General features: G+C 52.0%; 26 protein-coding genes and 1 riboswitch. All 26 genes read right to left on the reverse strand.

The genetic code is table 11. The features are described from left to right. Positions 1-14: 14 nt before the first annotated feature. Complete coding sequence (locus HRH59_RS10030; protein ID WP_173501133.1) at positions 15-1,073, reverse strand: efflux RND transporter periplasmic adaptor subunit; 1,059 nt, start codon at positions 1,071-1,073, stop codon at positions 15-17. Then, positions 1,070-1,612: a TetR/AcrR family transcriptional regulator gene (locus HRH59_RS10035; protein ID WP_173501134.1), complete on the reverse strand. Its 543-nt coding sequence runs from the start codon at positions 1,610-1,612 to the stop codon at positions 1,070-1,072. Before HRH59_RS10035 ends, HRH59_RS10030 begins: the two co-directional genes overlap by 4 nt. A gap of 226 nt (positions 1,613-1,838) precedes the next feature. After that, positions 1,839-2,258 (reverse strand): hypothetical protein, encoded by a 420-nt coding sequence (locus tag HRH59_RS10040; RefSeq protein ID WP_173501135.1) that lies wholly within the window; start codon positions 2,256-2,258, stop codon positions 1,839-1,841. Beyond that, positions 2,251-3,579, reverse strand: coding sequence for a FliI/YscN family ATPase (locus HRH59_RS10045; protein ID WP_173501136.1), 1,329 nt, complete (start codon positions 3,577-3,579; stop codon positions 2,251-2,253). Before HRH59_RS10045 ends, HRH59_RS10040 begins: the two co-directional genes overlap by 8 nt. Continuing rightward, a complete protein-coding gene (locus HRH59_RS10050; RefSeq protein WP_173501137.1) occupies positions 3,566-4,204 on the reverse strand; it encodes a FliH/SctL family protein in 639 nt (212 codons plus the stop codon). The genes HRH59_RS10045 and HRH59_RS10050 overlap by 14 nt, the downstream gene beginning before the upstream one ends. 3 nt (positions 4,205-4,207) lie before the next feature. After that, positions 4,208-5,227 (reverse strand): FliG C-terminal domain-containing protein, encoded by a 1,020-nt coding sequence (locus tag HRH59_RS10055; RefSeq protein WP_173501138.1) that lies wholly within the window; start codon positions 5,225-5,227, stop codon positions 4,208-4,210. Continuing rightward, positions 5,208-6,941: a flagellar basal-body MS-ring/collar protein FliF gene (gene fliF / locus HRH59_RS10060; RefSeq protein WP_173501139.1), complete on the reverse strand. Its 1,734-nt coding sequence runs from the start codon at positions 6,939-6,941 to the stop codon at positions 5,208-5,210. Before fliF ends, HRH59_RS10055 begins: the two co-directional genes overlap by 20 nt. Before the next feature lie 10 nt (positions 6,942-6,951). Beyond that, positions 6,952-7,269: a flagellar hook-basal body complex protein FliE gene (locus HRH59_RS10065; RefSeq protein ID WP_173501140.1), complete on the reverse strand. Its 318-nt coding sequence runs from the start codon at positions 7,267-7,269 to the stop codon at positions 6,952-6,954. Between the two features lie 11 nt (positions 7,270-7,280). Beyond that, positions 7,281-8,597, reverse strand: a complete 1,317-nt coding sequence (locus HRH59_RS10070) for a sigma-54-dependent transcriptional regulator (RefSeq protein WP_173501141.1) — start codon at positions 8,595-8,597, stop codon at positions 7,281-7,283. Continuing rightward, positions 8,594-9,469, reverse strand: coding sequence for an OmpA family protein (locus tag HRH59_RS10075; protein WP_173501142.1), 876 nt, complete (start codon positions 9,467-9,469; stop codon positions 8,594-8,596). Before HRH59_RS10075 ends, HRH59_RS10070 begins: the two co-directional genes overlap by 4 nt. 149 nt (positions 9,470-9,618) lie before the next feature. Beyond that, positions 9,619-9,713: riboswitch (cyclic di-GMP riboswitch) on the reverse strand. Between the two features lie 338 nt (positions 9,714-10,051). Further along, positions 10,052-12,124, reverse strand: coding sequence for a flagellar biosynthesis protein FlhA (flhA, locus tag HRH59_RS10080; protein ID WP_173501143.1), 2,073 nt, complete (start codon positions 12,122-12,124; stop codon positions 10,052-10,054). A gap of 3 nt (positions 12,125-12,127) precedes the next feature. Continuing rightward, positions 12,128-13,279 (reverse strand): flagellar biosynthesis protein FlhB, encoded by a 1,152-nt coding sequence (flhB, locus tag HRH59_RS10085; RefSeq protein ID WP_173501144.1) that lies wholly within the window; start codon positions 13,277-13,279, stop codon positions 12,128-12,130. Between the two features lie 3 nt (positions 13,280-13,282). Further along, positions 13,283-14,062 (reverse strand): flagellar biosynthetic protein FliR, encoded by a 780-nt coding sequence (gene fliR / locus HRH59_RS10090; protein ID WP_173501145.1) that lies wholly within the window; start codon positions 14,060-14,062, stop codon positions 13,283-13,285. Further along, on the reverse strand, positions 14,059-14,328 hold the full coding sequence (locus tag HRH59_RS10095; RefSeq protein ID WP_173501146.1) for a flagellar biosynthetic protein FliQ: 270 nt from the start codon (positions 14,326-14,328) through the stop codon (positions 14,059-14,061). Before HRH59_RS10095 ends, fliR begins: the two co-directional genes overlap by 4 nt. Further along, the gene (gene fliP, locus HRH59_RS10100) at positions 14,325-15,083 is read right to left on the reverse strand and encodes a flagellar type III secretion system pore protein FliP (RefSeq protein WP_173501147.1); all 759 of its coding nucleotides are present in this window, start codon (positions 15,081-15,083) and stop codon (positions 14,325-14,327) included. The genes HRH59_RS10095 and fliP overlap by 4 nt, the downstream gene beginning before the upstream one ends. Continuing rightward, positions 15,076-15,438: a FliM/FliN family flagellar motor switch protein gene (locus HRH59_RS10105; protein ID WP_173501148.1), complete on the reverse strand. Its 363-nt coding sequence runs from the start codon at positions 15,436-15,438 to the stop codon at positions 15,076-15,078. The genes fliP and HRH59_RS10105 overlap by 8 nt, the downstream gene beginning before the upstream one ends. A gap of 5 nt (positions 15,439-15,443) precedes the next feature. Next, the gene (locus HRH59_RS10110) at positions 15,444-16,313 is read right to left on the reverse strand and encodes a FliM/FliN family flagellar motor switch protein (protein WP_173501149.1); all 870 of its coding nucleotides are present in this window, start codon (positions 16,311-16,313) and stop codon (positions 15,444-15,446) included. Position 16,314: 1 nt separating this feature from the next. After that, positions 16,315-16,734, reverse strand: coding sequence for a PilZ domain-containing protein (locus HRH59_RS10115; RefSeq protein ID WP_173501150.1), 420 nt, complete (start codon positions 16,732-16,734; stop codon positions 16,315-16,317). Then, positions 16,721-17,713 (reverse strand): flagellar motor protein MotB, encoded by a 993-nt coding sequence (locus HRH59_RS10120; protein ID WP_218573495.1) that lies wholly within the window; start codon positions 17,711-17,713, stop codon positions 16,721-16,723. Before HRH59_RS10120 ends, HRH59_RS10115 begins: the two co-directional genes overlap by 14 nt. Positions 17,714-17,721: 8 nt before the next feature. Then, positions 17,722-18,579, reverse strand: a complete 858-nt coding sequence (motA, locus tag HRH59_RS10125) for a flagellar motor stator protein MotA (RefSeq protein ID WP_173501152.1) — start codon at positions 18,577-18,579, stop codon at positions 17,722-17,724. Positions 18,580-18,598: 19 nt separating this feature from the next. After that, positions 18,599-19,321: a FliA/WhiG family RNA polymerase sigma factor gene (locus HRH59_RS10130; RefSeq protein ID WP_269435446.1), complete on the reverse strand. Its 723-nt coding sequence runs from the start codon at positions 19,319-19,321 to the stop codon at positions 18,599-18,601. A gap of 7 nt (positions 19,322-19,328) precedes the next feature. Beyond that, entirely contained in the window at positions 19,329-19,751 is a 423-nt protein-coding gene (locus tag HRH59_RS10135; protein WP_173501153.1) for a flagellar basal body-associated FliL family protein, read from the reverse strand. 14 nt (positions 19,752-19,765) lie between these two features. Beyond that, complete coding sequence (locus tag HRH59_RS19550; RefSeq protein ID WP_173501154.1) at positions 19,766-20,962, reverse strand: flagellar hook-length control protein FliK; 1,197 nt, start codon at positions 20,960-20,962, stop codon at positions 19,766-19,768. Next, positions 20,959-21,285, reverse strand: coding sequence for a hypothetical protein (locus tag HRH59_RS10145; protein WP_173501155.1), 327 nt, complete (start codon positions 21,283-21,285; stop codon positions 20,959-20,961). The genes HRH59_RS19550 and HRH59_RS10145 overlap by 4 nt, the downstream gene beginning before the upstream one ends. 296 nt (positions 21,286-21,581) lie before the next feature. Beyond that, the gene (fliS, locus tag HRH59_RS10150) at positions 21,582-21,974 is read right to left on the reverse strand and encodes a flagellar export chaperone FliS (RefSeq protein WP_173501156.1); all 393 of its coding nucleotides are present in this window, start codon (positions 21,972-21,974) and stop codon (positions 21,582-21,584) included. A gap of 17 nt (positions 21,975-21,991) precedes the next feature. Beyond that, positions 21,992-23,284, reverse strand: coding sequence for a flagellar filament capping protein FliD (gene fliD / locus HRH59_RS10155; RefSeq protein ID WP_173501157.1), 1,293 nt, complete (start codon positions 23,282-23,284; stop codon positions 21,992-21,994). Between the last annotated feature and the right edge of the window lie 50 nt (positions 23,285-23,334).

A 23,334-nucleotide genomic window follows, 5' to 3' on the forward strand; every position in this document is an offset into this window, starting at 1 on the left:
AGCACAGCTCCTGCTTAGTAAGCGCTAAAGGGCCGCACCAGCTGGCCATTTTGCAATTGATAGATACCGGCAGAGACAACCTGCGCGCCCTGATTCAGGCCGCTTAAAATCTCAACCTGTTGCTCGTGCACAGTGCCTACCTGCACCGGTATGCGCTGCACCCTCTGGCTATCTGTATCGTATTGCCAGACAAAAAACTGCTCAGGTGTAGATGTATCCAGTGCAGAAACCGGCACCGACACCTTGCCCGACGCCTGCTGCTTTTGTGTGACGACATTGACTGTCATACCGGGTAATAAATTGACATCAGGCATCCGGGGCAAGGCAAAAGACACTTGGTAAGTTTGCGTAAACGGATCTGCCTCTGTGGCGTGTTCACGATATACCAGCGGATAACGCTCTGTGGCTTTGTCAGATAGCCGCACATACACCTGATAATCGTTGCTGTCGCTCACCAGCCGCATAATTTGCTCCGGCACATTAATATGCACCCGCAGCTCACTGATATTCTGCACCCGGAGTACCGGGGTTCCGCCAGCTACTGTGGCATAACGTTCAATCAACCGTCGGGTAACCAGCGCATCAAAAGGCGCGTTAAGCCGGGTGTAACCGGCATTACGTTTGGCATTTTCCTGCGCCACTTTGGCTATATCGTAACTGGTTTGCAGTTGGTCAAAATCAGACGGCGTTAAAATACCCTGTTCACGCAGTGGCAGGCCTCTTGCCAAATCACGTTTGGCTTGCTCTAACTGCACAGTAGTCTGCTGTAATGCCAGCTGATAGTCGGTCGGGTCCAACGCGACCAATAGCTCTCCGGCAGGCACTATCTGGCCTTGTTGCACGGCTAAGTCGGTTACCCGGCCACCCACCTGAAAAGCCAGGTCAACGGTACTGACTGCATCAACCCGGCCAACAAAATGCCGGCTGTTTAGCTGCTCATCATCAGTAACAGTGTAAAGCTTCACCGTAGCAGGCGTTACCGCTTGCGCTTCAGTGGGCGCTTCGGTACAGGACGTTAACGTCAGCAGTATCGCCAAGCTTGGCAGTAAATATCTGACAGGCGTAAGGTTCATTTCATCAGCTCCTGTGCACGGCCAAGCATATAGTGCTCCAAATTGGCTTTTTGCTCGCTACTGAGCGGGGATATGTGCAGTAACTCTTGAAAAATCATCGCCTCACTGGCTAACAGCAACATTAGCGCTTCAGCGTTGTCGCCACTGGCCTCAGCAATTTCATGCATAACTTTACGGCTAACCTGTTGCACGGGGCCTAATAATGCCGGCTGTTCTGCCGCTGCAGCCAGTATCGCCATGGCGGTATTGCCTTTGACCTGAGAACTGAAATTAGCATGTGCCTTTATCACCGCGGCTAATACATTGTCCCCTTGCAGTATCAGCGCCTGGCGGCTTGTCTCTGTCTCATCTATCAGCTGTTGTACCATGGCGGTGATCAGCGCTTCTTTAGTAGGAAAGTGATACAACAAACCCCCTTTGCTCAGGCCGCTGACTTTAGCTACCGCATCAAGCGTGACCTTACCGGCGCCTTGATCAGCGGCGACATTCAATGCGGCAGAGAGGATCTGCGCTGTGGTGATCTGAGATTTTTTGCTCAATTTAAGTCTCTCCGTTCTGCTTTTATCGCTTTACGCCAACAACAAACCGTCTGGTTGGTACAGTAAAATAAATTGTATACCGTCCAGTTGGTACAGTAAAGTTATAAAACGTACCGTAGTAAAATAAAAGTCGCGGTAAAAATGCTCAATATGGGGAGGGAGGCAAAAATAAGCCGCAATGCGGCTATATAATAGTGGGGGACTAAATTTTATCGTGAAGCAAGCCTTAGCCAGACATCCGCTGGCGCTGGTACATTTGCATCGCCAGTTCATCCTGCTGCTTTTGTTCACGCCGCTGCTGCTGCAGTTGCTGACGCTGCTGCCGTTGTTGCAGCAACTGCTCTATGGCTAAATTGTACGCCGCCTGCTTATTACAGGCTTGCTGCTGCGTGGCGGCTTCCTGCTCGGCCAGCGCGCTGCGCTGCTGCTGCTCTGCTGCCAGGTCATGCATAATGTGCTTTAAGCCGGATAAATTCTGCAGGCTTAAACTGCAGAGCATTTGCTGATTATTTTCCAGGCTGCCGATATGTTGCGCCAGCAAATTACCGCGCTGTTGTTCCTGGCCGGCCAGCTGTTGCAGCCGGCTGTGGCGGCTGCGCATCGCATCGAAGTTATCTTGTTGTGTTTGCAGATATTTTTTAAGCATGCTGCGTCACCAAAGTTGCTAGCTGTTGTTCGGTTTCGGCAAAATCAACTTGTTGATTTAAGCCCTGACAGAGAAATTGTTCAATTTTAGGGTACAGCGCTACCGCCCTGTCCAGCTCGGTATCACGGCCGGCCTGATAAGCGCCCAGCGGGATCAGCTCCTGCACCTGCTGATAGCGGCTGTACAAGCGCTTTAAGCTGTAACAGCTTTTCAGTTGTTGCTCCGACACAATATTCGGCATAACGCGGCTGATAGAAGCACCGATATCAATGGCCGGATAATGGCCACGCTCGGCCAGCTCGCGGCTTAATACCACGTGGCCGTCTAAAATAGCGCGTGCCGCGTCGGCTATTGGATCTTGTTGATCGTCACCTTCGGCCAACACGGTATAAATGGCTGTCATGCTACCGGTGCTGTCACTGCTGTTACCGGCACGCTCTACCAATTGGGTCAGCTTGCTGAACACCGACGGCGGATAACCGCGGGTGGCCGGCGGCTCCCCCACCGACAACGCAATTTCACGTTGTGCCTGGGCATAGCGGGTTAACGAATCGACTAACAACAAGACATGCAGGCCCTGGTCACGAAACCAGGCGGCTAAACGGTGTGCCAGCTCGGCACTGCGCATACGCAGTAACGGCGATTGGTCGGCCGGGGCTGCCACCACTATGGCTTTTTTCATGCCATCGGCACCCAGGCTGTGTTCAATAAAATCTTTTACTTCCCAGCCACGCTCGCCCACCAAACCGACAATCACCACGTCTGCTGCGGTAAAGCGTGTCATCATGCCAAGCAATTTACTTTTACCCACGCCGGAGCCGGCAAACAGCCCCAAGCGCTGGCCCTGGCCTACGGTAAACAAGCCATTAATGGCTTTAATGCCGACATCCAGCGGCGTAGTAACGCCTTTTTTCTGCATCGGGTTTACTGCCGCCAGCTGGCTGCTGATATGCTCGCCTTTGGTTAGCGCGGGGCCACCGTCCAGCGGCTGCATTAAGCCATCTACCACGCGGCCAAGTAAGGCATGGCTCACTGTTAATGCCTGATCATGTGTTAGCGGCCGCACTCTGGCGCCGGTGGTTAACGCGCTGGCGTCGGTTAACGGCATTAAAAATGCCTGATCGCGGTCGAAGCCGACCACTTCGGCTTCAATCCACCGGCCGTGCTGGCCTTCTACCTGATAACGCTGGCCCAGCGTATACTGGCCGCCGGCCACGGTAAGGATCATGCCGTTTACCCGCACCAGGGTACCAAAACTCTGATGCAGCGGGCCGGGCTCCAGCTCTTGCGTGGCGTGTTGCAAACGCTTAAGCAGTGACATCGTCTGCAGCCTGTAATTGTTGTTGCACCTGCGGCAACATGGCGGCTAAACGCTGGCGAAAATCCACCAGATGCAATTGCGCCGTGCCGACAAAGGCGGCGCTGCCGGGTGCCAGACTGTGATCGGCCTGCAGTAATACCGGCCCCAGCGCGCTGACATCCAACTGTTGCCATATGGCTAAATCTTGCGGCGCTAAGCGCACTGCGCTGATGTGCTCATTAACCTGCAGCAATGGTAACAAGCTATGCACCGCTTGCTGCAAATGCGCCGGTTGTAAGCTTAATTCAGCCTCCAGTGTACTTTCAGCCAGTTTGCTTACCAGTTCAAATATGCCAAGGGCTAACTGCTGTTCGTGTTGCTGCTGTTGGCCGGCCAGTTGTTGCTCTAACTGCGCCAGCTGCTGTTCAAACTGCTGACGTAGCGCGCGCACGGCCTGCTTTAACTGTTCGCCGGCTTCAGCCTGCGCTTGCTGCTGTGCCAGTTGTTGTGCCTGTTGTTTGCCCTCTTCTGCACCCAGCCGCTTACCTTCTGTCAGGCCACGTTCATAGGCCAACTGCAGTTGCTGCTCAATGCTCTGTTGCGACATATCACGCTGTACACCGGGAAAACGATACACGTCAGCCATAACTTACCCCAGGGTCGCCTCTTCGTATAAGCGGTAGTCCACTTCACCTTTGGCCATCATCTGACGGATCATCTGCATAATCTCTGCACGTGACGCTTCCACTTTGGTCACTGTTTGTGCTTTGGTGCCTTCAATTTGCTGGCGGTAGACCTGGGCTAAACGTTTTGGTAATGCCGCCATAATATTGTTCAGCAGTTCCGGCTCGCAGCCTTTTAATGCCACTACCCACAGCTCGTCCGGAATTTCGTTCAGCAAGTACGCCAATACATCTTCGCTTTGCCGTGCCAGTGAGCCAAAATCGTACATTTTGTCCTGTACCGCTTCGGCCGTTACCGCATTGTGCTGCTTTAATAAATCCATGATCTCGGCTTTATTGCCGCTGTAACGGTTCATTATTTCCGCCACTTTTTCCACGCCGTTAACCCGCGCGCCTACCTGTTCACCAACAAAGGCAATACAGGCTTCCAACGTGTGGCGTAAATCGTCCATCACGTGTTCGCTAACTTCGCGCAGGCTGGCAATACGGTACAAAATGTCGTCATGCTTTTGCTTCGGGAACAGCGAAATAACCGCTGATGCCTGCTCGGCCGGTAAAAATGCCAGCAGCAGCGCCTGCATTTGCATATGCTCCTGCTCTAAAAAGCGCGCCAACAGTTCAGCCGGCACCCATTCCAGCCGGCGGATATCATCGGCCAGGGCACCGCCGTAGATGTCGTCCAGCATGCCGCGGGCTAACTTGCGGCCTACGGCTCTGTCTAAGGCCCGCTCCAGATACACCCTTGAAGCGCCGCTAACGCCGCTTTCGTTGCGGTAGCAGTCAAAAAAGTCCTGCAGGATCAGCGCAACATCGTCTTGGGTAACATTGGCAATTTTTGCCATCCGCTCAGACAAGGCTTGCACTTCATGCCGGTTCAGTTTTTTGATAATGCCGGCGGCGTTTTCTTCGCCCATGCTCAGCAATAAAATGGCCGCCCGATCCAAGTCGGTAATGGTGCGGCCGGCTTCAGATCTTAGTTGATTCAATGCTGACTCCCCGCTCTACCCAATATTTGATCACAGCCGTTACCCGCTCAGACTCTTTGCTGGCCAACAGCTGCATATGTGTAATTTGTTCAGCAAACTCAGACCCTACCTGCGGCAGACTGATGGCATTAAAGCCCGGTTGCGGCATATCGCTGTTGTCGGCGGCCATGCTGTCATCAGTGTCGCTGTTGCGCTTGGCACTGCTCTGCGCCGATAAGGCCGCTATAGCGTTGTCGTCTGCTTCGCCATACAGGGCATCCGGCTCTGTGGTACGCTGTTTTTTACCGCTGATAAGATGATTAACCAATGGCCGCACGCCAAACAGGATCAGTGCCAATGCAATTAAACTGGCGAACAAATACCGTGCATATTCTTTTATTTCAGGTAGTTGCCACCAGGGTAAGCCAGCCAGCGGCGCACTTACCGGGGCAGCGGCAACAAAGCCAAAACTGGTAATATTAAACTGATCGCCACGCTCGGCCTGAAAGCCGGTAGCGGTTTTTACCATCTCGCCCAATTGTTGCAGTTGTGCTTGTGTCCAGCCGGCATCTGCGGCAGCAGCATCATTAACCAATACCGATACGCTCATAGACTTTAACCTGCCTACTTCAAACCGTGTATGGGTGACGGCGCGGCCGTTATCGAACTGGCGGCTGCTTTCATTGCGCTCTGAAGTACGCTGGTTATTGTCTTCGGCTTGTTGATCTGCCGGTAACGGCGGCTGGTTTGCCAGTGAGCCCGGAATGCCCATCGCCAGTTGGTCCAGCATAGTGTCGGTTTTTACCGATTCAGACCGCACCACAGAAGCCGGGTCTATTGCTTCGCGGGTTTCTTCTACCACACTGAAATCGACATCTGACGATACCTGAATACGGTAGTTACCATCACCCAGAATCGGCAACAACATAATAGAGGCACGCTGTTCAATATTGCGCTCCAGCTTTTGTACAAAAGCCAGTTTTTTATCGGTTTCTTTACCTACCGGGGTTTCGTCGTACAACTCACCGGTCAGTAGCTTACCGCGTTGATCCACCACCGATATTTTGCGCGGATCCAGCCCGGGCACACTACCGGCGATCAGGCTGACAATGGCTTCAACCTGGTTTGACTTTAACTCGTAACCCGGCGCTAAATCGACCATTACCGACGCAGCCGATTTTTCTTCCTGGCGGCCGACGAATAAATTGCGCTTAGGCACAGCTAAATGCACGCGGCTGTTGCGAATGCCGTCCATAGTAATAATGGTACGGGCCAGCTCGCCTTCCAACGCATGCTGATACTGCATCGATTCCATAAACTGGCTGGTACCCATAGTGACTTTTTCACCTATGGTTGACAGCCCTTCCGGCATCGCCGCTTTAATGCCGCGTGCTGCCAGCGTAATACGCGCATCCGCTAAACGGTCTTGCGGCACCATAATATTGCCGCTGTCGGTGTCGATACGAAACGCCACCTTTTCTTTATCGAGGATTTCCAGAATACCGGCTTTATCGTAATGCTCCTGATTACCATACAGCGGTACATAATTTTTTGCCGAGGTCCATAAAATCAGCACTATCGTCGCCGCCACCAGGGTCGCCAGCAGTGCAATAGACGCTATACTGCGGTCACCACCCGGTAACCAACTGAACCGGTTGGACAAATTAATGACTTTCTCACGAAAGTTGCCCTCAATACTGACCGGGGGCATAGTTTTAACAACTTCACCTTTCATTACATTGTCCTTACAGTGACATTCGCATCACGTCATCAATGCCGCTCAGTACTTTATTACGTACCTGTAACAGCATCGAAAAACTTAAATCGGCTTTTTGGCTGGCAACCATAGCGCCAACCACGTCGTCACTACGGCCGGTGTCGACTGCAGTCATCAGATCGGCAGAAATATTCTGCTGTTGGTTTACCGCACGAATAACCTGCGTAAAATCAGTACTGATGCCGCTGTCGTTACTGGCCGGGGCAATGTTTTCGCTGCCGGCAACCTGTTGCATCCGGGTCATCATTTGCAGCATCTGGCTTTGACTGTCTATCGGTGAAATCATCCTGGGTATCCTTAAGAAGCTAATGCGTCTATGTCGACACCATGCTCGCGCATGGCAGCTATTTTGTAGCGCAGGGCACGAGTGCTGACACCCAACGCCTGCGCCGTACGGGTACGGTGGCCGTTAAACTTATTCAGTACATTTAAAATGTAATCAAATTCGGCGTCTTTCTTACTTTGTTTCAGCAAGCTGGCACAGATAGCAGCCGCTTGCGGGTGACATTGCGGTAAATTCAAATCAGCAATTTGCAGCTCGATACCCCGTGCCATTACTAAGGCGCGCTGCATAATGTTTTCCAGCTCGCGCACATTGCCCGGCCAGTTGTATTGCAGCATCACATCGGCCGCGCCACGGCTTAAACGGTATTTACCGTTGCCGTATTTATTAATAAAGAACTCTGCCAAGGGTAAAATATCATCACGCCGTTCGCGCAGTGCCGGCCAGCTCAGTGGCAACACATCCAGCCGGTAAAATAAATCTTCACGAAACAGGCCTTGCTCTACCTGGCTGCGCAGGTTTTTGTTACTGGCGGCAATAACACGAATATCCAGCTTAATGCGGCTGTTACTGCCCAGGCGCTCTACTTCGCGCTCCTGCAATACACGCAGCAACTTGGCCTGCAGCGCCAGTGGCAGCTCTGATATTTCATCCAGCAAAATAGTGCCGCCGTTGGCCGCTTCAAACTTACCAATTTGCTGGTTTACCGCACCGGTAAAGGCACCTTTGTTGTAACCGAATAACATGGCCTCCAGCATATGCTCCGGAATCGCAGCACAGTTCACCGCAATAAACGGTTTGTCGGCACGGTCTGATGCCTGATGAATAAATTGCGCCAGGCGTTCTTTACCGGTACCGGACTCACCCAGTATCAACACACTGGCTTCGGTTTGTGCCGCGCGGTTTGCCAATTGCAAGATCTGCCGGCTGGCATGCGATACCGCCACCAGATCCTTTAAGCCACGGCTCATAGCCGTCGCGTTGCGGATGGATGTTTTTAACTGCGAACAGAAAAAAGGCTTTAGTAAATAATCAATTGCGCCGCTTTGTAAGGTATCGGACGCTAACTCGCTTTGATCGTTACCGACCATACTGATGATTTGCGCTGCCGGCAGCTTGCGACACACCAGGCTTACCAGATCCGGCAAGGCCATTTGTGGCAAGTCACAATCAATAAACGCCAGTGCGGGTTGATAGTCCTGGCACAGGCCAACAATTTCAGTAACCTCAGCCGTATGCAGCAGTTGGTAACCCTCGCTACGGATACATTGCTGTACTTCAGCATCCGGTTGCTGCTGTGCTATCCACAGCACATAATTCGCCTGGCTCATTCTCCGGCCTCCTGTTGTGCAGCCGCCGGGCGTATCAGCCGTACCGTAACACGACGATTAGCCTGCTCTGCCTTGCCGTGGCTGTTCAGCTGCGGATAACGGTTGCCATGCGCCCGAATTTCCAACTTCGATGCCGCTACACCCAACTCAATGAGCTGCGCCGCCACTTCATCAGCCCTTTCTTGTGATAACACGCGGTTAGCCAACACCGAGCCCACATCGTCGGTGTGACCGTCAATCAGAATTTTGTTAACAGAACGGTCCAGCTGCAGGTAGCGGGCCAGCTTTTGCAGTGCCGGCAGTTGTTGCCGGGTCAAAGTACGCTGACCGTCAGCAAACTGAATTTCAGTATCGCGGGCCTGCTGCCAGGATAACGGTGACATTTGCGCTACACAGCCACGAAACTGCTCAACCGCATCAGCACCGCTGACACTGGTTAACAGTATTTGCTGTTTATGCTGTGGGTCGCTCAGTTCAAACTGCAGCCAGTTACCAAACTGAATTTGCTGTAACAATGGTAAGGCGCCGGCGATAAAACTAACCCGCGCATCATGATATAACTCGGCCTGATAGGGTAAAGGTAGGGTCGCTGCTGTGGTGTTCTGCCAATCAGCCGGCCGCGCCACCACACTGGCTTGGGCCAACGCATAGTAAGGTTGAGCTAATGCCAGATCCAGCCGCAGTGAGTGGCCGGGTTCTGCCAGAAAGCTGACATCACCTACGCCGTTAACTACTTGCTGTAACCGACAATGAAAAGCGCTGCTGTGCAACTGCCAGTCTGCCTGTTCTGCCGGTTGCACCAGTAACGCAGCCGCTAATGCACCGCCGGTGGCAGAGGCACTAAGCCAGAGACTCAGAGATAACAATGACACATTAATATCCTTTTAATTAACCACAACCGTTACCGCAAGGCAGCAACACCAAAAGTTGAAGAAAATAAAAGGAAAACCGCATAGAAAGCGCTCTGTTCTGTCACGGGCAGCCGTGCAGCCAGAGGCATACCCGAAGGATGCCGCTAAGCTAATGCAACCCCGCTATCGTAGCGTTTTTTATCAAAACGTCGTAGACCGGAGGCTTTGCGTCCTGCCCTTTCGGTGCAGTTTGCCTTTTAATTGTCTTAACTGGTTCACAAAAAGCTATGCTATTTATGAACTAAAACTGAATAAATTAAAAGATAACTAATTTAGCACTGCAAGGCAAGCATCTTTTTTCACAAGATCTTATTAGATCTTTAGGATCATGTATTTGTGTCAGTATGTTTTTTCGCCAATTGTTACATTAGGCTTACAACTACTCTGACCAGCAGGGTCGGTTTTTGACTAACTATGTGCGAATAACTGCACAACTATCTAAACAGAGCCCCGTATATCAGCGGTATATTAGCTGCCACTTATTACACCAACATGACAGCCGGAACAGGATCCGCTAACACTCAGCCAGGCCGTCAGCTGCCGTTAGCCAAGCGCACCTATCACATTAACCCGCACCGTTTCCGGAATTTCGTTATAAGACAACACCGCCAGCGAGTTCTGGGTAAACGTGCGGGCATAGCGTGCCAGCAGCGGCCGCAGTTGCGGCACTACCACCAATGCCGGAGTTAAACCCTGTTGCTGCATCTGGCTGCTGATCAGCGGCATATTGCGTTGGAATTGGCTTAGCAAGTTCGGCGCCACCGGGAAACTGTCCAGTGCAACTTTACCGGCTTGCATCGCCTGGTTCAGCGCACTTTGTAAGGTTTGCTCCAGCTTCTCATCCAGCGTAAAAGCACTCAACTCGTCTTTATCGCCACTGATTTGCCGTACCAGGGCCCGTTGCAGCGCACAGCGCACATCAGAGGTGAGTAAAATAGGATCCTTGGTAACTTCACTGCTGTCGAGCAAGGTGCTGGCAATGCTGAGAATATCGCCCAGGCTAACCTGTTCACGCAGCAACAAGCGGTACACTTTCAGCTGTATTGTCGCCGTAAGCGCTTTATCCAGGGCTTCAGCCAATACCGGCGCCACTGCTGCCAAGCGCTTGTTCAGCTGTTTTACATCTTCATAAACAAACAGCTCAGATAAATTCTCTTTAATCACTTTACCGGCATGGGTAGCAATCACCGTGGCCAGATCCACCACCGAATAACCTAAATTTAATGCTTTAGCGCGGGTGTTGTTATCTATCCACACCGCCTCCAGGCCGTACGCCGGATCGCGGGTGATCTCACCGTCCAACTGACCATAAATATCGCCGGTATTCAGCGCCAACAATTGCTGCGGGTTTAACCGGCCGGTCGCCAGCGGCACCCCGGCTAACTTAATGCGGTATTCTTGCGGGTTAAGCTGCAAATTATCGCGCACCCGCACTTCCGGTAATAAAAAGCCACTTTGCTCTGACAAGGTTTTACGAATACCGCGCAAGGTTTGCACCAGCTCTTCACCTTTGTCTTTATCAGCCAGATACACCAGCCGGAAACCCAGCTCGATAGAAATACGGTCAACGTGCGGAATGTCTTCCCAGCGCAGCGCCGACGGCGTTTGCACTATGCTTTCCGTCAATAACTCCGCTTCGGCTAAATCGCCTTTGTCTACCCGCTGCTGCAGGCGCCAGGCGACATAAATCAGTGGTAAACCAAAGCCGATAAACGCCAGTGCCGGCATGCCCGGCACCACGCCGAGGATCAGCATAATACCACCGGTAGTCAGCAGCACCCTGGGCGAGGCCAGTAACTGCCGGCCTACTTCATCCGACATCTCGCCTTCGTCGTTCATGCGCGTCACGATAATGGCGGCAGCTACAGCCAGCAGCAGCGACGGAATTTGCGCTACCAGGCCATCACCTATGGTTAGCAACGCAAAACGCTGAAAAGCTTCGCCCATGCTCAGGCCGTGTTGGAACACGCCGATGCTGATACCACCGAGTAAGTTAATTACCAGAATAATTAACCCGGCAATGGCATCACCACGCACAAATTTCGAGGCACCATCCATCGAACCATAAAAGTCGGCTTCCCGCGCCACCTCGTTACGGCGATCTTTTGCCTGTTCCGGGCCAATTAAGCCGGCATTTAAATCGGCATCGATTGCCATCTGTTTGCCGGGCAAAGCATCCAACGTAAACCGGGCAGCTACTTCAGAAATACGTTCGCCACCTTTGGTGATCACCACAAAGTTGATAACCATCAGAATAACAAACACCACCATACCGACCACATAGTTGCCGCCGATGACCACTTCACCGAAGGCCTGGATCACACGTCCGGCTACGTCTGAGCCTTCATGACCGTGCAACAACACCACCCGGGTAGAGGCAATATTCAGTGTTAAGCGCATTAAGGTGGCTACCAGCAACACCGTAGGAAACACCGAGAAGTCCAATGGCTTTTTACTCGATACCGCCACCAGCAGCACAATCACCGACAGTACTATGTTAAAAGTAAACAACGCATCCAGCATCCAGGCCGGCAGCGGCAATACCACCATCGCCAAAATGGCCAGCAGTAATACGGGTATAGCGGTATAAGGTTGGGTAAGAGTACGCCAGTTCACTGTTTAACTACCTCGGACATTAGCTTGGTCTAATAAATTTTTCGGAATTTCCAACGCCGGCAAAGGTGCCGGTTGCTGGCCACGGCCATTTTTGTAAGCTTTCAGCTGCATAACATAAGTCAGCACGTACGCTACCGCCGTATACAACCCTTTGGGTACTTCCTGATCAACACGGGTGGAGTAATAAATAGCCCGCGCCAGTACCGGTACTTCCAGTATTTCTATCTGATGGCGCTGGCCTACGGCTTTAATGCGTAGCGCCATTTCATCGATGCCTTTTGCCACGATATAGGGTGCTCTGGCGTCTTTTTCACTGTAACGAATAGCCACCGCATAGTGCGTCGGGTTCATCACAATGACATCGGCTTTCGGTACCCGCTCTTCAATTTTGCGGTTTGCCATCTGAAACTGAATTTGACGAATGCGGCCTTTGATTTCAGGGCTGCCGTCAGACGATTTACGTTCTTCTTTTACTTCCTGTTTGGTCATCTTTACTTTCGAGGAAATCGTATATTGCTGATACGGCACATCTATCGCCGCCACTAACAACAACAAGGTCACGGTGATCATCAAACTCAGTGCCAGCAGGGCAAAACCTTCCTGCAGTGCAGTGGCTAAATCCAGCCGCTGCAAAAACAGCATCCGCGTCCAGAGCTGGCTGAGAAAGCCGTACAAACAACCACCGAGCAGCAGCACTTTAATAATCGACTTAACCAACTCGACCAGGGCATTGGCACTGAACATCCGCGCCAGTCCGGTTAACGGGTTTAACTTATTAAACTTCGGCGCAGCCAAAGAGGCTGAGAAGGTAAAGCCACCGGGCAAAGTGCCGACAATCCACATCGCTACAAACAACAACAGCAGAAACGGCATCATGGCGCCAAGCATATCGAGAAACGCCTGGCCGATAGCCAGTGGCATCAACTTATTGTTTGCCAGCATTTCTTTATTCAGCTGCATGCTGCTTTGCATCAGTTGCATAAACAAGGTGAACAGCAATTGGGCAAACCACAGCAAACCGCCGACGCCCAACATTAACAACACCGCCGTATTAAGCTCTTTCGAGCGGGCTACCTGGCCATCTTTACGGGCTTTTTTCAGCCGTTTCTCGGTGGGCTGTTCGGTTTTTTCCTGCGAACTGTTCTGCTCTGACATGGTTTACTCCATTACCAGACGCATATTGTCCAGCACATGGCTGGCCAACGAAGCAAACTGCAAGCCGGTTTGGCTTAAGGTTAAAAATACACAGACAAAGCCCAGCAATAACGTCATCGGAAAACCCAATACAAACAGGTTTAACGAGGGTGCCGAGCGTGTGGCCACACCAAACGTCAGGTTAACCAGCAGCATGGCAATCACCGCCGGCAACGCTACTAACAGAGCGGCACCAAACATCCAGCCAAACAATTGCAGCAACACAGTAATATTCAGCTGATACAGGCCACTGCCTACCGGCCACAGCGTAAAGCTGTCGACCAGAATCGCCAGCGTGATCAGATGACCGTTAAGTGAGAAAAACAACAACGCCGACATAATCCAGAACAGATGGCCCAGCAAGGAGGTAGAATCACCGCTGCCGGGGTCCATCATCATCGCCATCGACAAGCCCATCTGCATTGACAAAATAAGCCCCGTCAGTGCCAGCACTTCAAACAAAATACGCACCGCCAGCCCCATCATAATGCCAAAGCCGATTTGTTCGAAGGTGATGACGATGGCATCGAGTGAGAACGGGTCTACCTGTGGCATGGCCGGCAACGTCGGGCCCACCAGAAAGCTTAAAAACATCGCCAGAATAATGCGCGAGCGCGGTGTTACTGCAGGGTTATCAAATACCGGCATCGCCCACAGCAGCGCCGACAGCCGCACGAAAGGCCACCACACGGTGCCTATCCAGCTCATCAGTTCACCACTGCTTAGCGATATCAGCGAATTCACCCGAAAACTCCCGGGATAATCTGCGCCAGGTTGGCAAACCAGGTCAGCAGCGTTTTAATTAACCAATGGCCGGCAAATACCACCATTAACAGTGTCAGCAACATACGCGGTAAAAACGTCAGCGTTTGTTCCTGAATAGACGTCGCCGCCTGAAACACTGCAACCACTATGCCCAGAATTAAGCCCGGCACAATCAGCACCAGCAGCATTTGAATAATGGTATATACCGCCTGAGCGATAAGCTCTGTTGCCTGTTCCGGACTCATGGTGCAGCTCCGAACGTGGCCGCCAGGGTGCCGGCCACCATAGACCAGCCGTCGGCCAGTACAAAAATCATTAACTTAAACGGTAAACTGATGATCAGTGGGGATAGCATCATCATACCCATCGACATCAGCACACTGGCCACCACCAGATCGATAATTAAAAACGGAATAAACAACATAAAGCCAATTTGAAAGGCGGTGGTCAGCTCGCTTAACACAAAAGCCGGCATTAACACTTCCAGCGGCACATCTGCTGCTGCCATAGTGGTCGGCTCTTTGGCAATCAGCAGCACCTGATGCAGTTCGTTTTCGCGCGTTTGCGCTAACATAAACTGCCGTATCGGCTGCTCTGCCCGCGCTAAAGCTTGCTCCAGCGTCATTTCTTCAGCCTGGTAAGGCTTAAACGCATTTTGGTACACGTCCTGCCATACCGGTCGCATAATTAATAAGGTCAACATCAGTGAGATACCAATTAATACGCGGTTTGGCGGGCTTTGTTGCAAACCCAGCGCCTGGCGCAATATCGCCAGTACAATAATGATACGGGTAAAAGAGGTCAGCACCATCAGCATGCCCGGGATCAAACTCAGTGCCGTCATCAGCAGCAAAATTTGCAGCTTAACGCTGTAATCCTGGCCGCCGTCGGCATCGCGCACCGACAGCAAGGTCAGGTCATCGCCAAACGCCAGTGCCGGCATCAGCAGCGCACATAACGGCAACAGCCATTTCAGCCCGCGCAGCAGGGTGTTACTCATGATGCTCCGCCGTCACTTTCCGGTTTACAAACTTCAGGCCGTACTTGCCGTCCATCATTACCACTTCGGCTTTAGCAAACAGTACACCGTTTACTTTCACATCCAGCGGCTCACCGACAGCTTTTTCCAGCGGCAACACATCGCCTACGCTGGCGCGGCTCAACTCACCCAGCGTCACCTCAGCACTGGCCACTTCCAACGTCACGGTAAGCGGCACATCGCGAAACATCGATAAACCATCGGCTTTGGTGGCTGCCGCCTGGCCTTCCTGCTCAAAAATATCGTCCATATCCATCATATCAAGCCCGGCCAGGGCTGCATCCAGGCCATTTGTGTTGTTCAGGTTGTCGCTCATTGTCATTACTCCCGGGTGACGATATCAGTGATTTGGAAAACCAGGCTGTTGGCTTCTTCTGCTACTTTGCCGAAAAACAGCCGTTCTTTATTCAGTTGCAGCGACATGGCGCTGTGTAATTCAATCGGCAGCACGGCACCGTTCAGGCATTCCCGTAACTGACGCAGGCTCACCTTTTTGCGGGCCATTTCAATGCGGCACAGCACCGGTACCTGCGGCCATTGCGCCACATTGGCAGCCGGCACAGCCACACTGCTGTTGCTGTCATCCTGGTCGACAAAAAAGCTCAGCGGCAACCACAGATACCAGCTGATCGCGTCGCTATCGAGTAACATCCGTACCTTTACAGGCAGGTACTGAAACTGTGCGGGTTCCAGCTGTTGCTTCACCGCCGAGGCCGGCAATACCGATTGTTCTTTAAACAACAATTGCTGCATCGCCAGCAACTGCCGCTGTGCCACCCGGCTGCACACCCGCAACTCAGATGCACTGAGCTCGGTTTTATCTTCCAACTGCACTACCTTGCTCAGCTGACCGCCCAGCGCCAGATCAGCCAGGTGATGCACACCGGTGAAGTCCAGCGCGAAAAAGCAGTAACTGTCGGTGGGTACCAGTACCGGGCATTGCAGTAACAAACGACCGGGTTCTGCCAGCCAGCTGTCCAGCCCGGTGCCGTGGCATAAGTTCATGTCAATACTGAACTCGACATCGTGCAGCAGCCGGCCCAGCTCAATTTCTACTGCCTGAGCCAACTCCGGCAACCGCTGCTTTGCCACCAGCAGGGCTTTGCTAAAACGGCGTTGGTCCAGCGTCAGCGCAAACGGCTGACACGCTGAGGCTAACGCCGCAGGGATAATGCTTGAACATGTCGTCATATTATTCATCTGCTGTTGCTTGCTCTGTCGTACCGCTGTCTCTCGACACGCGGTAAGCTTTTTTACTTAAACGGCGAAGTAAATTCAGCCGCAGCTCGCGCTTGGCGTCTAACCAGCTCAGGCCGAGAAACACCAGCTTGTCGCTAACCTGACGCCGGTAAACCACCTCGGCTTTAATCCGCGTTTGACCGTCGTATTGCACCACGATCAGATCCGGCACCGTTTTGCTAACCGGAGCCAGCAGGCCGGCGCCGCCCAAACTCATATCCTTTACCACCGCCAGACAAATCTGGCTGCCAAACAAACCGCTTTGCAGCAGCTTTACCGGCACGCCTTTGGTTTGGCTTTCATGTGGCTCATTGGCGGTACAGAAATACCAACGCAAATACTTGCGCGAAATCTCCGGCTTAGTTAACGGCATCTTGCACCTGTACGCCTGAACGACCGACCGGTTGATTGCGTTGTGCTTCGCGGGCGGCCTGCTGTACGGCGTTATTATTATTGTCGGGAGAAAACAGTTGGTTTAATTCTGCTTCGGCAGCACTGGTTAAAATCAGCAATTCAATGCGGCGATTTTCACTGCTGCCCTGGTCAGCTTCGTTCAGTGGCCGGGTAGCAGAAAACGCTGCCACCTGAGCGACGCGCTGCACCGGCATACCACCTGCCGCCAGCACCTGACGCGCTTGCAGCGCACGGTCACCGGACAACTCCCAGTTACTGTATTGGCTGCCGCTAAAGGCGGTAATATCGGTATGGCCGGAAATAATCAGTTTATTTTGCACTTTAACGAATACCGGCCCCAGGCTTAGCAACAAGTCTTCAAAAAACGGTGTCATGCGGATTTGGCCACGCACAAACATTTGCCGGTCTTTACTGTCACGGATAATAACCCTTAAGCCGGACGGCACTATGTCCAGCTGAATATGGCCCTGCGCCATCTGTTCCGCTGCCAGTTGTTCAAACGCCTGCAGCAACAAACTCAGTTGCTCCGGCGTATCAAACTGGCCATCAACTAACGAATTCAGCTTATCGCCTTTACCGGCCAGCGGCCGCTCATCGCCGGACGGCACCCGCAGATATTCCGACATGCCGGGCAAGGGGTTATCCGGCGGCAACATATTGGCCGAGTTTTTATCCACTACTGACGGCGTACCACCTAAGTTAACCGGAAACGGGCTGTTTTCCGGGTCAAACGGATGCGGGCTGCCATCAAAAATAGAATGGGTGCGCATATAGTTGGCAATTTCGGTGCGCTCTTTTACGTTGGAGACTTCTAAAATCCATAGCACCATAAAAAATGCCATCATCGCCAGAGTAAAATCGGCAAAGGCAACTTTCCAGGCACCACCGGCTTTGGTTTTGCCGGCAGCGCGCCGGCCGCGCTTAACTATTATCGGCATGCTGTTCATCAGGCGGCCCTGTCGTTAATCCACTGTTCCATCGTGGTAAAAGATGGCTTTTGTTCTTCATTGATCACGCGCCGGCCTGAGTCGGTTGCCACTATGGCAACATGACCTTTGGCGTGTGCCACCAAAATAGCGCGTACACATTCCAACAAGGCAACCTGCTTTTTCACATACTGTTCCATCGCCGAACTCAGCGGTGCCATAAAGCAATAACAACCAAAGATACCGATAAAAGTACCTACTAAGGCGGCTGCCACGTGGTAACCGATATTGCTCAGCGGCCCGTCTAAATGCTGCATGGTAATAATAATGCCGCCTACCGCTGCCAAAATACCAAAACCGGGCATAGCTTCGGCGATTACTGCCATGGCAGACGACGGCTTCAGCTTTTGCTGCTCGATAGTGTAAATTTCCTGCTCCAGCAAGCTGTCAAAATCGTGCGCACTGAGCTTGCCCATGCTCATCAAACGCAGGTTATCGCAAACAAATACCACCAGCGCTTCATGCTCCAGCACCAGCGGATAAGCCAGAAACACCGAACTGGTATGCGGGTTTTCCACATGATCGTCCAACTCGCGCAGGCCTTTGCTTTTGGCAAGATCCAGCAAGGTGTGCATTAGCAACAACAACTCGCGGTACAGCTCTGTGCTGTCTTTTTGCTTCACAAACTGTGACCGCACCTGGGCCCACATTTCTTTTAATACATAGCCGGAGTTACCCACTATCAGGGCACCGAAACCGGCGCCGAAAATAATCAAAAACTCAGCCGGTTGCCATAAAGTAGCGGGATTACCGCCGGCAAACATATAACCGCCAACCACTGCGCCCAGCACTATGGCGAAACCTAAAATTCTCTGCATTATTCTGCTTCCTGTACCGTTACCATTGCGCCAGCTTTTTGCTGAGCATTTCCACCGATTGTTTATGCAACTGGCACACTCTGGACTCAGTCAGCTCCAGTACCAGTGCAATTTCCTTCATATTCAGCTCATGGCTGTAATACAACTGCAGCAACAATTTGTTGCGATCCGGCAGTGTCGACATGGCCTTTTTCAGTGACAATTTCAGTTCAAACTGGCTCAGGTTACTGCTGCCCAGTTGCGCCTCGGACTGCTGCTCCATAATCAGATCCAGGCTTTCCATCGCCTCAGCCTGGCCAACATATTGCAGCTCCAGCAGGGTTTTCAGATCGATATCCAGCGCTTCACATAACTCGTCATCAGTAGGAATACGCCCCAGCTGCCGCGTAAGCTCGCGGGTTTTATCACGCAACTGATGCGATTGTTGACGTAATTGACGCGGGCGCCAGTCGGTGCGGCGAAACTCATCCAGCATGGCACCGCGAATCCGTTTAAAGGCATAAGACTCAAACTGCTCATCGGCTTCGCGGCCGTAACGGCGTAGCGCACTTAACAAGCCCATCAGGCCTATTTGCTGCAAATCGTCTTTATCTACCATACTGCCGACCAGGCTGCGTAAATGCGCTGCAGCGCGTTTTACCAAATGGCTGTAGCGATTTAGCGCAGCGGTCTCCTGCGCAGGGGTCAGCTTAAAGCTGCCTGGTTGTTCCGGGTCTGCCCACTGTTTGGTTGCCAGCATCATCAAGGTCCTACTGAATAAACACGTTAGTCACCAGCACCTGCTCAATCTGATGACTGAACTTATGCTGGCGTAAAGTAAGATTAAATTTCTCCAGCAACTGCTCTTGCACCTGCGGAATATCTTTAAAGCCGGTTTTCACATCAACATGGTTGCTGTTGGAAAAATGCTGCACCAGGGTATTACGCAACAAAGGCGCGGCATCCTGCAACATCGCCAACACCATCTGATCATGACTGACCAGGGTCAGCTCTAATACCAGATAGCGTGAATGCTGCGGGCTGTCTACGCTGATAACAAAACGATCTAACGGATAAAACAGTGGCTTGGCTTGCTCCACTACCGGTGGGTTTTTCTGGCCGTACCAATAACTACCCCCAACACCGGCAGCAACTAACAACGCAGCTATTACTATTATTACTATGGCTTTCATCTGTACTGTTTCTCCTATACCAGCCGGTCAAGCCAGCCTGTTGTCTGCTGCATTGCAGCAGCGCTGCTTAATTCAGCTGCATCATCGGCATATTGCGCAGCAATATGCTGCGTAACTGCACCTTGTTGTTTACTTTGTTGCTGTGTCTGGTCGCGTACGTCCAGCTGCAGGCTTTGCTCTGAACCGAGACGCTGGGCCAATTGCTGGCGCAGCTGATCAAGGTTTTGCTGCATTGCTTCACGTACCTGGCTGTTGGCGGCATATAACTGCACAGTAGTGCGATCGCCATCAACGCTGACACTCAGTTCAATAACACCCAGTTGCGGCGGATCAAGGCGGATTTGTGCACGTTGAATTTGTTGCCCCAGCTGTAAGTTGATTTTATCTGACAATAAATGCACCAACTTCTGGCCCCATTGGCTGCTTTGCAGCCCGGCTAAATCAGCTTTAAAACTCAGTGCGGCTTCAGTACCGCTGGCCGTGCCAGCCGGGGTTGCAGCGGCAGTGTTGCTGACGGCTGCGCTGCTATCCTGCTGCTGCACTGCCCCCTGCGCCTGGCGGATAAATTGCTGCAAACTGGTACCTTGCAGCGGTAATGCAGTTTGCTGGCTTAAGCCGGTTTGCTGTGCGGCGCTGTTTTGCTGCGCCTGTTGCGTCAACAACGTTTGTTCTGTTGCCGCCTGACGTTGTGCTTCTGTTGCAGTAGCCGCAGCAGCAGAAGCCGCAAGCGCCGCCATAGCTGCGGTTTGTCCGGTCGCCACTGCACTGTTATTTTGCGCCACGCCATTCAGGTTGGTGGCGGTGTCCGTTTGCATATTGCTGTAAAACACACTGCGCTCTGCCGCAAAGCTATAAGACAGATTCAATGCGGCGACAGTACTGGTTTGGCTGTCACTGCGGCTTTGCTGCGCTGTGGCGCTGTCCGCTAACTGCATTGGCGACGTCACAGTAGCGAGGTCAGCGTCAACGATGCCGTTTAGTACGGTTTCGGTTAGTGCGATTTCAATTGCAGCTGTCTCTGCCGGCAATGTGGTATCTACTGCGGCCGACTGTTCATTTTGTTGCTCACTTTGCTGCGTGACGCCGGCCAGCAAATCGGCATAGCTATCGGCGGCCGCATCCTGATTGGGCGTGGCGGCGTAATTACTTTGTACAGCGGCTGTTTTTGTCTGTGGCTGCGCTTTGTTAAGAGCCGGCAATGCTTGCGTCACAGTGTTTTTCCTTCTGTGGTTTGCCGGTATGCCACTGCACCCTCACGTTTCTGATTAAACTGTTTCATCTGTATTTCAGTCCGGTTTAGCTCACTTTTAGCCAGCTTTAACACGTGCTGATAATTCTGCCGCAACGCATTAAGCTGTGAGGCAAATTGCTCCTTCGCGCCGGCTTGCTCCAGTTGCTGCACCAGAGCCAACAGTTGCCGGTCCAGGCCACGCAGCTGCTGCCAATCCTGAGCCCGCGCCGTCAGCAATAAGTTGTGCTGCAACAGCGATAACTGTTTTGCGATATCTGTTGCCTGTAGATGGTTTAATGCCACATTCAGCCCCGGTTCAATTTTGTTGATTAACGTTGTTCACTAATATGATTTAGCAAATCGCGGGCCACATATTATACTTATGATTTATAAGGATTTTTAATGATGTGGAAGTAAAATGCGGAAGTGTTACTTCCGCAGATCGGAAGCGATAGCCGTGCCGCTTGCCGCTGCCCGCAACGCCGGGCCGGCCAACAGGTACCGGGAGGTTAAATAAAAAAGCCGCTGCAAAAGCAGCGGCAAAAGGTCACATCAGGGTACAAATGCAACATTGCAGGAACATGTTTAACTCAACTGACTCAGGCGGCGTGTTGCGCCAGGCCCTGCCAGCCTTCTTGTAAATTGGTCATAATTACGCGAACGGTGTCCAGTTCGCTTAAATCATTTTTCAGGCTGGCATTAAGTAATGCCTGGCCGCAGTGCTGATACAGCTTTTGCATGTTAGCTGCCACTTCGCCGCCATTTTGCTGGTCCAGCGAGGCATCTAAGCCTCCAAGGATCTTTAGCATACGTTCAATACCGGCGGCTTTCTTATCAAAACGTTTCGCCTGAATATGGCCTTCCACCCGGGCCAATTCATCAAGAAAACCGTCGAACAACATCAGCACCAGTTTATGAATATCGGCACCGGCGGCTTTGCCTTCCACTGACGTATTCTGGTATGCCTGGTAACCGTTGGCAAAATCTAACATAAGCTGTCTCTCACTAATTAAAACTGACCCATAGAACTTTCAAGCTGCGCTATCGTAACCTGCATCTGGGTAAATTGGCCCAGATAACGTTTGTAGGTTAATTCCATGGAATAATCGTGCCGCTTTTGCTTTTCGGTGACTAAATCCAGGCTGGCCTGAATGGTTTTTTGCTTATCGCCCAATAAACCAAAGTTTTTGCTGTAAGGTTCTATAGTCGTTTCCAGCTTAGCCAGCATACCGGCATCGCCTGATAACATCGCTTCGAGTTTGGCAGGGTCTTCCGCTAACGCCTGCTCAAAACGTTTGTCGTTAATGCTCAGTACGCCGTTACGGTCGAATTCTATACCCACGCTATACAGGGTGCTGCCTTCAAAGGTACCCTGAAACACAGCACGGAACTGATTTTGCACACTGCGCGCCATGCTGTCGTTTTTCAGGTTGGCATCTTTACTGATGCTGCCCACCACACTGTTATAGCCATCAATAAATTTCTTCAGGTTGTCTTTTATCGCCTGCTCATCCTGGCCAATTTTAACGCTTACCGGGCTGTCAGTGCCGGTTTGCACTTTCAGCAAGTCGATAGTCACGCCTTCGATAACATCGGTCAGGGTATTGCTGGCGCTGGTCACGCTAATAGCGGTATCGCTACCCAGGCGCACTATGGCGTCCTGAGCAACTTTAAGCTCTTGCTTTGCGGCCAGGGCGGCAGTGATATCAGCACCGGCTGCATCGCCCCCCGGGGTAAAGCCCAGTGTAAGCTGGTTAGCTGCACCACTTTCCTCGCTGGAAATTACCAGGAAGGTTTCGCTGCCACTGCGCATTAAGGTGGCTTTAACACCGTCATTATCAGCGTGGTTATTAATGGCGGCGGCCAAATCGCTTAATTTGGCATTGGCCGGCAGGCTTGCCATGTCAACAGAAAAACTGTTGCCGGCCAAATCAATAGTAAACTCGCCGTCGGTAGCCAACGCAGCATTGGGGTCAAACGACATGGCCAACTGATGGCTTTGTGCCAACTGTTCAACAAAAATCTCATAACTACCGGCTACGGCATTGCCGCCGGCTTTAACGCTGAGCGTCGACTCACTGCTACTACTGGCCGTATTAGCCAAAATGCTGTTGTCGCCGCTACGGAAATCTTTAATCTGAGTAGAAAAGTCTTTCAGTGACGTTTGTAGCTTTTTAATGGCATTAAGCTGGCTGGTAAATTGATTGGCTTTAGTCGATAACAATTTATCTTTCCCCGCACGTTCAATTTGCGTGTATTGGCTGGCCAGATACTGCGGATCAATACTTAAATACGACGACATAATGCTTACCTTCTGCCAGTTAATGACGCTTTGAAAATACCCTGCCGGCC

The sequence above is a fragment of the Rheinheimera lutimaris genome (genome assembly GCF_013283795.1).
Lineage (GTDB): Bacteria > Pseudomonadota > Gammaproteobacteria > Enterobacterales > Alteromonadaceae > Alishewanella > Alishewanella lutimaris.